This is a genomic window from Amycolatopsis regifaucium (genome assembly GCF_001613935.1).
GTDB classification, from domain to species: Bacteria; Actinomycetota; Actinomycetes; order Mycobacteriales; family Pseudonocardiaceae; genus Amycolatopsis; species Amycolatopsis regifaucium.
The window spans coordinates 1-11,949 of sequence record NZ_LQCI01000014.1; the positions used below are offsets into that span (position 1 = coordinate 1).

General features: G+C 69.6%; 12 protein-coding genes and 1 pseudogene. 8 read left to right on the forward strand and 5 right to left on the reverse strand.

Going from position 1 to position 11,949, the window contains the following annotated elements; all coding sequences use genetic code 11:
* Positions 1 to 121: 121 nt before the first annotated feature.
* Positions 122 to 364, reverse strand: coding sequence for a DUF3039 domain-containing protein (locus AVL48_RS16835; RefSeq protein WP_005164469.1), 243 nt, complete (start codon positions 362 to 364; stop codon positions 122 to 124).
* A 58-nt stretch (positions 365 to 422) separates the two neighbouring features.
* On the opposite strand from AVL48_RS16835, the gene AVL48_RS16840 reads away from it, so the two are divergent.
* From AVL48_RS16840 to AVL48_RS16855, 4 genes are read left to right on the forward strand one after another with little or no spacing between them, the layout of a single operon-like run.
* Entirely contained in the window at positions 423 to 1,229 is an 807-nt protein-coding gene (locus tag AVL48_RS16840) for a sporulation protein (protein WP_061987209.1), read from the forward strand.
* A complete protein-coding gene (locus AVL48_RS16845) occupies positions 1,229 to 1,873 on the forward strand; it encodes an HD domain-containing protein (RefSeq protein WP_061987211.1) in 645 nt (214 codons plus the stop codon). Before AVL48_RS16840 ends, AVL48_RS16845 begins: the two co-directional genes overlap by 1 nt.
* A gap of 9 nt (positions 1,874 to 1,882) precedes the next feature.
* Positions 1,883 to 2,800: a pseudouridine-5'-phosphate glycosidase gene (locus tag AVL48_RS16850; RefSeq protein WP_061987213.1), complete on the forward strand. Its 918-nt coding sequence runs from the start codon at positions 1,883 to 1,885 to the stop codon at positions 2,798 to 2,800.
* Positions 2,797 to 3,669: a carbohydrate kinase family protein gene (locus AVL48_RS16855; RefSeq protein WP_061987215.1), complete on the forward strand. Its 873-nt coding sequence runs from the start codon at positions 2,797 to 2,799 to the stop codon at positions 3,667 to 3,669. The genes AVL48_RS16850 and AVL48_RS16855 overlap by 4 nt, the downstream gene beginning before the upstream one ends.
* 276 nt (positions 3,670 to 3,945) lie before the next feature.
* On the opposite strand, the gene AVL48_RS16860 is transcribed toward AVL48_RS16855, so the two are convergent.
* Together AVL48_RS16860 and AVL48_RS16865 are read right to left on the reverse strand one after the other, a co-directional pair.
* Complete coding sequence (locus tag AVL48_RS16860) at positions 3,946 to 4,299, reverse strand: DUF3099 domain-containing protein (protein WP_061987217.1); 354 nt, start codon at positions 4,297 to 4,299, stop codon at positions 3,946 to 3,948.
* A gap of 17 nt (positions 4,300 to 4,316) precedes the next feature.
* Positions 4,317 to 5,582 (reverse strand): amidohydrolase, encoded by a 1,266-nt coding sequence (locus tag AVL48_RS16865; protein ID WP_061987219.1) that lies wholly within the window; start codon positions 5,580 to 5,582, stop codon positions 4,317 to 4,319.
* Positions 5,583 to 5,609: 27 nt separating this feature from the next.
* On the opposite strand from AVL48_RS16865, the gene AVL48_RS16870 reads away from it, so the two are divergent.
* The 4 genes and pseudogenes from AVL48_RS16870 (at position 5,610) to AVL48_RS16885 (ending at position 10,793) form a co-directional block, all read left to right on the forward strand.
* Complete coding sequence (locus AVL48_RS16870; RefSeq protein WP_061987220.1) at positions 5,610 to 7,106, forward strand: DUF7782 domain-containing protein; 1,497 nt, start codon at positions 5,610 to 5,612, stop codon at positions 7,104 to 7,106.
* Positions 7,106 to 7,550: pseudogene (gene dtd, locus AVL48_RS16875) on the forward strand (D-aminoacyl-tRNA deacylase). The gene AVL48_RS16870 and the pseudogene dtd overlap by 1 nt, the downstream one beginning before the upstream one ends.
* Before the next feature lie 244 nt (positions 7,551 to 7,794).
* Positions 7,795 to 8,826, forward strand: coding sequence for a sigma-70 family RNA polymerase sigma factor (locus AVL48_RS16880; protein WP_074038062.1), 1,032 nt, complete (start codon positions 7,795 to 7,797; stop codon positions 8,824 to 8,826).
* Between the two features lie 308 nt (positions 8,827 to 9,134).
* Positions 9,135 to 10,793: a fumarate hydratase gene (locus tag AVL48_RS16885; RefSeq protein ID WP_061987224.1), complete on the forward strand. Its 1,659-nt coding sequence runs from the start codon at positions 9,135 to 9,137 to the stop codon at positions 10,791 to 10,793.
* A 109-nt stretch (positions 10,794 to 10,902) separates the two neighbouring features.
* Here AVL48_RS16885 and AVL48_RS16890 read toward each other — a convergent pair whose 3' ends face one another.
* Together AVL48_RS16890 and AVL48_RS16895 are read right to left on the reverse strand one after the other, a co-directional pair.
* Positions 10,903 to 11,403, reverse strand: coding sequence for a hypothetical protein (locus AVL48_RS16890; RefSeq protein WP_061987377.1), 501 nt, complete (start codon positions 11,401 to 11,403; stop codon positions 10,903 to 10,905).
* Positions 11,404 to 11,446: 43 nt separating this feature from the next.
* Positions 11,447 to 11,926 (reverse strand): hypothetical protein, encoded by a 480-nt coding sequence (locus AVL48_RS16895; protein WP_061987226.1) that lies wholly within the window; start codon positions 11,924 to 11,926, stop codon positions 11,447 to 11,449.
* Between the last annotated feature and the right edge of the window lie 23 nt (positions 11,927 to 11,949).

The window sequence follows — 11,949 nt, forward strand, 5'->3', positions numbered from 1 at the left end:
AGGCTCCGTCCCGGCGGGTTTTCGCTGGCGGTACTGAATTACCAGCGAAAACCGGGCCGGGCAGCCACCATGTGAAGGATTTTCAGATTTTGTCCGGTTTCGGACACTGGAAGGTCAGCCGTCAGTCGCCCGGCTTGAGACCGTCGTAGATCTTCTTGCAGTCCGGGCAGACCGGCGAACCGGGCTTCGCCGACTTCGTCACCGGGAAGACCTCACCGCAGAGCGCCACCACGTGCGTTCCCATGACCGCGCTCTCGGCGATCTTGTTCTTGCGCACGTAGTGGAACATCTTCGGCGCGTCGTCGTCGGTGCCGTCGGTGCCCTCGGGACGGGTATCCGGCTTCGGAAGGGTCTGTGTGCTCACCCCTCCATAATGCCCCAAATCCTCCTGCGCACACCGGGGACCTGGCAGGATCTCGCCCATGTTCCAGAAGGTGCTCGCGACATTCGGCTCGGGCGGAGCGAAGATCGACGCCCGGCTGCTCGACCGCACGGTCTCCCCCGGCCGCCACCTGCGCGGCGAGGTCCTGCTGCTCGGCGGGGAAGTCGATCAAGAGATCAACGGTCTCGCGGTGAAGCTGCTCGCCCGCGTCCAGATCCCGGGCGAGCGCGCCCCCGGCGTCGAGGACCTCGAGTTCGGCACCCAGCAGCTGGCCGGTCGCGAGCGCGTCGCGGCCGGGCAGCAGGTCCGCATCCCGTTCGAGGTGGCCCTCCCCTGGGAGACGCCGATCTCCAGCGTCTTCGGCAAGCCGCTGCCCGGGATGGCCGTCGGCCTGCAGACCAGCCTCGACATCGCGAACTCCGTCACCGACCCGGTCGACGTCGACGGCGCCGCGATCGAACCGCTGCCCGCGCAGAAGCGGATCCTGGACGCCTTCAGCCGGATCGGGTTCGTCTTCCGCGAAGCGGTGCTGGAACGCGGCCGGATCGACGGCGCGACCCAGCAGCTGCCCTTCTTCCAGGAGATCCGGTTCACCCCTTCGCCGCGATTCGCGCCCGTCTTCACCTCGGTGGCGGTGACCTTCCTGTCCTCGGCCGCGGAGACGCAGGTCGTACTGGAAGTGACCAAGTGCGTCCGGGTGTCCAAGAGCGGCGGGTTCGGCGGGCGAGGACAGGAGTTCCTCGGCCTGTTCAAGGTCGACCACACCGCGCTGGACCGGGTCAAGTGGGAGCCACAGCTGGAAGGCTGGCTGCACGAGGTGGCCAAAGCGCGCGGGATCTTCGACTGATGGGCTGGACCACCGCGGTCACCCGGCTCGGCGGCGACCACCAGATCGCCGCAGTCGCGTGGAACGACCTCGAGACCCGCTACGCCGAGCCGCACCGCCGCTATCACGATCTCCGGCACGCCACCGCCGTCGCCCACGACAGCGGCGCGCTTGCCGTCGCCTTCGGACTGAGCGCCCGCGAACGCGCTCTGGTCGCCATCGCGGCGTGGACGCACGACGTCGTCTACGACGCCCGTCCCGGCGAGGACGAGCAGGCCAGCGCGGCCTGGACCCGGGCCGAACTCACCAACGCGGGTGTCCCCGAAGCCGACATCGCGCGTGCCGAAGGCCTGATCCTCGCCACCATCGACCACTCCGCCCCCGAGGACGACCTCCTCGCCACAGCGCTGCTCGACGCCGATCTCGCGGTCCTCGGGGCGTCGCCCGAGGTCTACGAGGAGTACGCGAGCGGCGTCCGGGCGGAATACTCGATCTACTCCGACGAGGACTGGCGCGCCGGCCGCACGACCGTGCTGGAGAACCTGCTGGCCAGGCCGCGGCTGTACCGCAGTGACATCGCGCGGGCACGCTGGGAGGGCAAGGCCCGCGAGAACCTCGCCACCGAACTGACCCGCTGGCGTGACACGGACCCACATCACCGATGATGTTCGCTCGTGACTCCGCAACTGTCCCTTCACGAAGAGGTCGCCTCCGCCCTCGCCGACGGTGATCCCGTCGTCGCGCTGGAGAGCACCATCCTCTCCCACGGTCTCCCGCCCGGCCGCAACCTCGACGTCGCCAAGCGGCTGGAGCGGGTCGTGCGGGACGGCGGCGCCGTGCCCGCGACGATCGCCGTGCTCGACGGCGTCCCGCTGATCGGGCTCACCGGCGAACACCTGGAGCGGGTCTGCGCGCCCGGCGCGGACCTGGACAAGCTCTCGTTGCGCGACATCGGCCCGGCCGTCGGCCTCGGCCGCTCCGGGGCGACGACGGTCGCGAGCACCGCGGCGCTGGCGGCCGCCGCCGGGATCGGCATGTTCGCCACCGGCGGGCTGGGCGGCGTGCACATGGGCGCGGCGCAGAGCTGGGACGTCTCGGCCGACCTCGGCGTGCTCGCGAAGGTGCCGACCACGGTCGTGTGCTCCGGGGTGAAGTCGGTACTCGACATCGCCGCGACCCTCGAAGTGCTGGAGACCAACTCGGTACCCGTCCTGGGCTACCGCACCGGCGAGTTCCCCGCGTTCTACCTCCGCTCGTCCGGCTTCGAGGTGCCGTGGCGGGTCGACGACGCCGCGCAGGCCGCGGCCGTCATCGCCGCGCATCGGGCGCACGCGAATTCCGGGGTACTGCTGGCGAACCCGATCCCCGAAGCGTCCGAAATGGACAAAGAACTGCATGACCGGCTGCTCGCCGAAGGATTGGAACTCCTGCGCTCGCGAGGGGTGCACGGCAGCGACGTGACGCCGGTGCTGCTGGAGCACTTCCACACCGCCAGCGGCGGGGTGAGCCTCGACGCGAACGAGGCACTGGTGCTGTCCAACGCGGAACTGGCCACCGCGGTGGCCGTCGCGCTCGCCGGGAACGCGGCATGAGCGGCATCGTGGTCGTCGGCGACGTCGGCCTGGACGTGGTCGCGCGCCACGAGGGCCCCATCCCGCACGGCGGCGACATCCGCGCGAAGGTCCACTTCACCAGCGGCGGCGCGGGCGCGAACACCGCGCTCTGGCTGCGCGCCGAGGACGCGGAGACCACACTGATCGCGCGGATCGGCGACGATTCCGGCGGCCGCATGGTCAAGGGCGAACTGGAGGCGGCGGGCGTCCGCTGCTCCTTCGCGGTGGATCCCGAGGAACCGACGTTCTGCGTCGTGGTGCTCGTCGACGGCGCCGGTGAGCGGAGCATGCTCGCCGACCGCGGCGCGAACGCGCGGTTCAGCCCCGAAGACATCACCGAGGAGGCGCTCACCGGGGCGAGCCACCTGCACCTCTCCGGTTACGTCCTGCTGTACCCGACGTCACGGCCCGCGGCGCTCGCCTCGCTGGCCGCGGCGAAGAAAGCCGGGCTGACGACGTCGGTCGACCCGCAGGCGGCGACGCTGATCACCGATCCGGCGCAGTTCCTCGAAGACGTGCGCGGCGTCGACCTGCTGATGCCGAACACGAGCGAACTGGTCGCGCTGACCGGGTCCAGTGATCCGGCGGCGGCGAAGGACCTGCTGGGCTACGTCGGCGAGGTCGTGGTCACCGCCGGTCTCGACGGCGCCAGCTGGGTCGACGCGGGCGGCAACATCACTTCGGTGCCTTCACAGCCCGCCGACTGCGTCGATTCCACCGGCGCGGGCGACGCCTTCGACGCGGGAGTGCTCGCGGCGTGGCTGCGCGGCGAGTCGACGGTGGAGGTCCTTCGGGCCGGTACGCGGCTGGGTGCGCAGGCGGTGGCGAAGGTCGGTCCGCAGCCGTAGCGGGTCCTGCCGTGTTATGAACGGGACTTTCATCGCCAATTTTGGGAGGAAAGTCCCGTTCATAACACGCAGGGACGCGTTAAAGGTGGCGTGGCCGAGGCGCCTCGCCGGGGACGGTCAGCGTCTCAAGCGTGGCGCTCGTGCCCCGCCCGAAGCTGAGGTGAGAACACCACCCCCTGCGGGACCGAGTGGAGAGAGCGCTATGAAAGGCCCCTTCATGGCAAATTTTGCAATGAAGGGGCCTTTCATCTCACGCGACAGCGCGCGTGAACCGAGTCAGCCGCCGTCGATGACGCGATGCGTCCCGCCCTCGATGCGGGTCGGTTCGGCCTGATACCGGTTCACCGACTCGCTCTTGCGCGGCGGCCGGTCGTTGGCCACCAGGACGGCGATCCACGGCAGCGGGATCGAGATCGCGATCAACGCCAGGGCCAGCCACCAGGTCTGGTAGAAGATCCCGGCGAGGATCAGGCACGGGATGCGGCACGACATCATGATGATGTACTTCCGCTTCCGTTTGGCCAGTTGGTCTTCGTAGGACGGGGCGGCTTCGGTGATCAGCACCGGAGCGGGTTCCCTCGGTTCGGGACCGTGGGCGGGCGCGTTCACAGCACCACCTCCGGCCTCCATGCTCCCACTCGCCGGGCTCATCCGACACCCGGGTGGGTGAGCCGATGCCAGGCCGCGACCACGAGAGCTTCGACGCCCGCCGAAAGCGTCGGGTGCGGAATCGGCGCGAACAGCGGCGAGTGGTTCGACGGGACGTCCTGCTCGAACCGCCCGGCGGCCATCGCGGTCAGCACCTGTTGCTCGTCCATCCCGCCGACCAGCCAGAACACCGACGGTACCCCGGCGGCGCGGCCGAACTCGCTGAAGTCCTCACTGCCGGTGACCAGCGGCGCCGGCATGACCCGGCCCTCGCCGAAGTGGTCGCGGAAGGCGGCGGTGAGTTCGTCGGTGGCCGTCTCGTCGTTCTCGGTGACCGGGAACGCGCCGATGCGTTCGATCTCGGGCGGCTTCGGCGCGCCCGCGGTGGCCGCCTCGCCGTGCACGATCCGTTCGACCGCCGCGATCACCTTCTCCCGCACGGCCTGGTCGAACGACCGGATGTTGACCTCGAGCACGGCGTGGTCGGCGATGATGTTGTGCGCGGTGCCGACGTGCAGCGAACCGACGGTCACCACCGCCGACTCGGTCGCCGAGATCTCCCGCGAAACGATGGTCTGCAACTTGAGCACCACGGACGCGGCGAGCACCGCGGGATCCACCGTCGTCTCGGGGCGGGAGCCGTGCCCGCCCCGGCCGTGCAGGGTGACGCGCAGCGCGTCGGTGGCCGCCATGAGCACACCGGGCCTGGTCAGCACCCAGCCCGCCGGACCGGGGACGACGTGCTGGCCGAGTACGACGTCGGGCTTGCCCGCGGGCCCGAAGACCCCGTCGCGGACCATTCCGGCGGCGCCGTCCCCGGCTTCTTCACCCGGCTGGAAGACGACCATCAGCGTGCCGGACCAGTGCTCACGTCCGGCCGCCAGCAGCGAGGCGGCGCCGGAGAGCCAGGTGGCGTGCATGTCGTGACCGCAGGCGTGCATGACCGGGACATCGCGGCCGTCGGCGTCGACCCCGCGCGCGGTGCTCGCGTACGGCAGGCCGGTCTTCTCCTCGACCGGCAACGCGTCGATGTCGGCACGCAGCATCACCTTCGGACCGGGGCCGTTGCGCAGCACGCCCAGGACGCCGGTGCGGCCGATGCCGGTGTGCACCTCGTAGCCGTCGGCCTCCAGGCGCCGGGCCAGTTCGGCGGCCGTGCGGGTTTCGGCGAACGACAGCTCCGGATACCGGTGGAGGTCGGTGTACAGGTCTTCCCAGCCGGGCAGCGCCGCCTGCAGCGGCGCCAGGACACTCTCAAGGCTCACGACCCAATCCTGGCAGTATTACCCACCGTGAGCACACGAGCGGCCCTCCCCGACCTGTCCGACGACGTCTGCGCGAGACTGCGGGACGCCTTCCACCGGACGGGTTACGACACCGACGGCGTCGTGGAGGCCCTCGGCTCCGCGCACGCCGCCCTCGGCCGCGGCGAGCCCGAACTCGCCTACCGCGCGACCCGCGACGCCGGGGAACTCGGCACGCTGATCCGGCTGTTCCTCCTGGGCTCGACCGAGCCGGAGAAGGACGTCGAGGCCGCGTTCGCGCCACTGGCCCTGGATGACGCGGTCGCCGCGACCCTGCTCGTCCCCGCCGCCGACGGCTACCGGGCCGGACTCGACGTCCGCCCGCACGGTGACGACGAAGGCTCCTGGTGGGTCGTTTCAGACCTCGACGCCGACGTGCTCGGCCAGACCGTGCCCGAGGACCACGTGCTCGGGGTCGGGCACGCCTCGCTCAGCCTGATCCGCGCCACCAGCCGCCGCGAAGTCGGCAGCCTGCTCGACCTCGGCACCGGCAACGGTGTCCAGGCGCTGCACGCCACGCGCCACGCGAAGAAGGTCACCGCCACCGACGTCTCGGCCCGCGCGCTGGCGCTCGCCGCGGCCACCTTCCGGCTCAACGAACTGGACGTCGAACTCGTACCGGGTGAGTGGTTCGCGCCGGTCGCGCGCCGCCGGTTCGACCAGATCGTCTGCAATCCGCCATTCGTGGTCGGCCCGCCGAGGGTCGACTACACCTACCGCGACTCCGGTCTCGCCGGCGACGACGCCAGCGCGCTCGTAGTGCGGCAGCTGCCCGGCTTCCTCAACGACGGCGGCACCGGCCAGCTCCTCGCGTCCTGGCTGCACGTGGCGGGCGAGGATTGGGGCGATCGGGTGACCCGCTGGCTTCCCGCCGAGACCGACGCGTGGTTCGTCCAGCGGGACATCGCGGATCCGGGCCTGTACGTCGGCACGTGGCTGCGTGACGCGGGTATCGACCCCCGCTCCCCCGAGGGCCGCGCGAAATCCGGCGCGTGGCTCGATTGGTTCGCCGAAAACGACGTCCAGGGCATCGGCTTCGGCTTCGTCACCCTTCGCCGCGCCGCGGGCCGGACGCCGACCATCGTGTGCGAAGACCTCCGACAGGCCTACGACGACCCGCTGGGCGCCGAGGCGGGGAACTGGCTGGACCGGGTGGAATGGCTGCGCGCCAACGGGGACTCGCTCCTCGATGTCCGGTTCCGCGTTCCGGAGAGCGTCCTGCTGGAGAGCGTCGCCGAGCCGGGTGAGGAGGGCTGGGCCACGACCGTCCAGCGGCTGCACCGCACCGACGGGCCCGGGTGGTCGCACGAGGTCGACGAACTGGCGACCCGGCTGCTCGCCGGCTGCCAGGGCGCGCTCCCGCTGGAAGACCTGATCGTGCTCCTGGCGGCCGCTCAGGGTCTCGAACCGGAGGAACTGGCCGCCGCCGCGCTGCCCGTCGTCCGCGAACTGGTCCGGCACGGCATGCTCCTCCCGGCCGTCTGATGCGGGCGGTGGTGGCGAGGGTCACGGAAGCGAGCGTGACCGTCGGCGACGACGTGACCGGCGCCATCGCGGAGCCGGGTTTGCTGGTGCTGCTGGGAATCCACGTCGACGACGACGTGACGAAGGCGGTGACGATGGCTCGCAAACTGCACGAAGCTCGCATACTTCGCGACGAGGAGTCCTGTGCCACCACTGGCGCTCCCCTGCTCGTCGTGAGCCAGTTCACTCTTTATGGCGACACCCGGAAAGGCCGCCGTCCGTCGTGGACGGGGATNNCCGTCGTGGACGGCGGCCGCCCGGCCCGAAGCCGCCGAGCCGCTCGTGGAAGCCGTGGTCGCCGCTTTGCGCGAACGCGGGGCACGGGTCGAAACGGGCAGGTTCGGTGCCATGATGGCGGTCCGGAGCGTGAACGACGGTCCGTTCACGGTTCTCTTAGAGGTCTAGACCACGTTTGTTCCTCCCGCGCGGGCATTCTCAGGAAAAGCTCAGGGTTGGTGGAGCAACGCCCCAGGTCAGCCGCCCGTCTCCTCTGTAGCGGCCGGGAACGTTTTCGGACCTCCCGGCGTTGAGCCAAGTGTCCAGCCAAGCTGGGACGGCGAGGAGTAGCGGGTTTCCACAGGGCTTGCTACGCCGAGACGGATCCGGTGGACACATCGCAGCACGTTCAGCCCGTGACCGGGGAGGCAGAATGTCAGTCCAGACTCTCGAACGCGAAGCGCGCGGGATTCGCGAGCGCCGTATCCCGGCGCAATCCACCCAGGAGCCGGTGACAGCGGGGGTGCTCACCGACGCCGACCTCGACGCCCAGAGCCCGGCCGCGGACCTGGTTCGCGTGTACCTCAACGGAATCGGCAAGACGGCACTGCTGTCCGCGGCCGACGAGGTCGAGCTGGCGAAGCGCATCGAAGCCGGGGTGTTCGCCCAGCACGTGATCGACACCGCCGAAAACCTCACGCCGAAGCGGCGCTCCGAGATGGCCGCCCTCGTGCGTGACGGCCACGTCGCGAAGAACCACCTGCTGGAGGCCAACCTCCGCCTCGTGGTCTCGCTCGCGAAGCGCTACACCGGCCGGGGGATGCCGCTGCTCGACCTGATCCAGGAGGGGAACCTGGGTCTGATCCGCGCGGTGGAGAAGTTCGACTACTCCAAGGGGTTCAAGTTCTCGACCTACGCCACCTGGTGGATCCGCCAGGCCATCACCAGGGGGATGGCCGACCAGGGACGCACCATCCGGCTGCCGGTTCACCTGGTGGAACAGGTGAACAAGCTGGCCCGCATCAAGCGTGACCTGCACCAGCAGCTGGGCCGCGACGCCACGCACGAGGAGCTGGCCGCGGAATCGGGCATTCCGGCGCACAAGATCTCCGATCTGCTCGACCACTCGCGTGACCCGGTGAGCCTCGACATGCCGGTCGGCACCGAGGAGGACGCCCCGCTCGGCGACTTCATCGAGGACTCCGAGGCGACCGACGCCGAGAGCGCCGTGATCTCCGGTCTGCTCCAGGACGACCTGCGCCGCGTGCTCGCGACGCTGGACGACCGGGAGTCCCAGGTGATCCGCCTGCGTTACGGCCTCGACGACGGCCAGCCGCGCACCCTCGACCAGATCGGCAAGCACTTCGGGCTCTCCCGTGAGCGCGTTCGCCAGATCGAGCGAGAGGTCATGTCGAAGCTTCGCCAGGGCGAGCGGGCCGACCGCTTGCGCGCATACGCTTCGTAATCCCCACTGCGCCTTTAGACGCTCGAAAAGCGACACCCGTTCGGCAGCGTTGACTTATGACCTGCGTCACGAGACCGTCGAGCAGGTAATAAGTCTTCGCGGTCGGGTGTTCGCGCCCGGATCGCTTTCCCCGGGAGGTCGGGTCCGTCGGGGTGGGCCCGGCCTCCCGAACCACTTTGTGCGGCCCCGCGACAAATTGCGGTCCGCGAATTGCATTCCGGTCGCCTTCGGCTGGACGTGACGCCGGTCACCCGAGGCCCGCCTAGTACCGTGGGCGGGTTCCCGATGCCGGCAAAGGAGCCCGCGCAGTGGCGCCCACCACGTTCCAGCACACTGAAGTCCTTCCGCTCGCGAAGGACACCCACACCGAGTACCGGCTGCTCAGCACCGAAGGTGTCGAGGTCGTCGAGGCGGCGGGCCGGAAGTTCCTCAAGGTCGAGCCCGATGCGCTGACCAAGCTCGCCAAGACCGCGATCACCGACATCCAGCACCTGCTGCGCTCGTCGCACCTGGCGCAGCTGCGCGCGATCGTCGACGATCCCGAAGCCAGTGGCAACGACCGGTTCGTCGCGATGGACCTGCTGCGCAACGCGGCGATCTCCGCCGGCGGCGTCCTCCCGATGTGCCAGGACACCGGCACCGCCATCGTGATCGGCAAGCGCGGCGAAGGCGTGCTCACCGGCGCCGACGACGAACGCGCGTTGTCGCGAGGCATTTTCGACGCCTATCAGGAGTTGAATCTGCGCTATTCGCAGATGGCGCCGGTGAATTTCTGGGACGAGCGCAATACGGGTACCAACTTGCCCGCGCAGATCGAGCTCTATCACAAAGACGGCCAAGGCGACCCGAGCTATGAATTCCTGTTCATGGCCAAGGGCGGCGGCAGCGCGAACAAGACGTTCCTCTATCAGGAAACGAAAGCGGTCCTGAACCCGAAGCGGCTCGCGAAGTTCCTCGACGAGAAACTGCGCAGCCTCGGCACCGCGGCCTGCCCGCCGTACCACCTCGCGATCGTCGTCGGCGGTACGTCGGCGGAGTTCAACCTGAAGGTCGCGAAGCTGGCCTCGGCCCGCTACCTCGACGACCTGCCCACCGAGGGTTCCGAGCTGGGTCACGGTTTCCGCGACGTCGACCTCGAACAGCAGGTGCTGGAGATGACGCGCCAGTTCGGCATCGGCGCGCAGTTCGGCGGCAAGTACTTCTGCCACGACGTCCGCGTGATCCGCCTGCCCCGTCACGGCGCGTCCTGCCCGGTCGGCGTCGCCGTCTCGTGCTCGGCCGACCGCCAGGCCAAGGCGAAGATCACCGCCGACGGCGTGTTCCTGGAGCAGCTCGAACGCGACCCGGCGCGGTTCCTGCCCGACGTCACCGAGGACGATCTGTCCGACGAGGTGGTGACCGTCGACCTCAACCGCCCGATGGCCGAGATCCGCGCCCAGCTCTCGCAACTGCCGGTGAAGACCCGCCTGTCGCTGACCGGCCCGCTCGTCGTCGCCCGCGACATCGCGCACGCGAAGATCGCCGAGCGGCTCGACGCGGGCGAAGAGATGCCGCAGTACCTTCGCGACCACCCCGTGTACTACGCGGGCCCGGCGAAGACGCCGGAGGGCTACGCTTCGGGCTCCTTCGGGCCGACCACCGCGGGCCGCATGGACTCCTACGTCGAGCAGTTCCAGGCGGCGGGCGGTTCCCTGGTGATGCTGGCCAAGGGCAACCGGTCCAAGAAGGTGACCGCCGCGTGCCAGGAGCACGGCGGGTTCTACCTCGGTTCGATCGGCGGCCCGGCCGCGCGGCTCGCGCAGGACTGCATCAAGAAGGTCGAGGTCCTCGAGTACGCCGAGCTGGGGATGGAAGCGGTCTGGAAGATCGAGGTCGAGGACTTCCCCGCGTTCATCGTCATCGACGACAAGGGCAACGACTTCTTCGAGGCCACTTCGGAACCGGTGCTGCAGATCAGCTTCCGGTGACTGGTCCGGTCACCGCTCCGCCGGTGAGATGAAGGGGCCTTTCATTGCAAATTTTGCGATGAAAGGCCCCTTCATTGCACGCCTGCACGCCGGGGACACACGAGGCGCGTTACCGCATCTGCTTCAGCACAACGGTCCGCTCCCCCAGCGGCGCCGCCAGCGTCACCGAGATCACCGGGAACCGGATGTCCATCGTGCACATCTGGCCGGTCTGGCCCTTCAGTTCGGTCAGGTTGATGGTGACCCGGGTCCCGTCCTGCTGCGCGGCCTCCGCGGTCGCGTGCCCGCAGCCGCCTTCCTGGCCGCGGATGTTCAAGATCGTCCCGCCGTTGCTGGTGTGGACCTCACGCGGGTAGTCCGCGGGGAGCGCCGACGCGTCGAGTTGCTTGTCCGGCACGCGGGTGCTGCCTTCCGGCACCTCCTGCCGCGGCGCGTTCGGAACGCCGGACTGGCTCCCGGGCGCGGGCGCCGGGGACGAGGACGGCGGCACGGTACTCAGGTTGCCGCTGCCCTGGCCGCTCCCCGGTTCCACCGCCGGGTTCTGCGCCCCGCAGGCGGATACCGCAACGACGATCAGGCCCAGGCCGATGACATTCGTTAAGTACCTCATGTGCTGAGGACGGAACGAAGCCGTCATGGGGTTGCACACGATCTCAACTCCCTTCCAGGACGACAGTCCGCGAACCGATGGGCTCGGCCGGCCGCACCGGCAGGACGACGTAGCGGATGACCTGCGGGCACATCCGTCCCGGATCGCCGTGGTCGATCTTGATCTTGACCACGACCCGTCGCGCGTTCTGTTCGGCCAGGTTCGCCGTCGCCTCGTCGCAGCCGCTGATTTCGACGTGCACGTTCAAGGTCGTGCCGGTTCCCGCGCTGACTTGAGCGGGCACCTTGGCTTCGACCTGCGACGGCGGCAGCATCGCGTCTGAGGGCGGCGGGCCGGCGGTCGGCCGTGACATCGGTGGTTTCGCGACCGGCGGGCTCGCCGGGAGTGAGGTGGGCAGAGCCGAAGGTGTGGTGACGACCGGCGGAGTACTCGTGTTCGCCGGTGCTCCCGGGCCGCCCGCGCCGCAGGCCGCCGTCGCGGCGAGCACGAGCCCCGCGCCTAGCGTCTTCGCTGCGTTCTTCATGGCTTCAAGACGGAGCGAGCGTC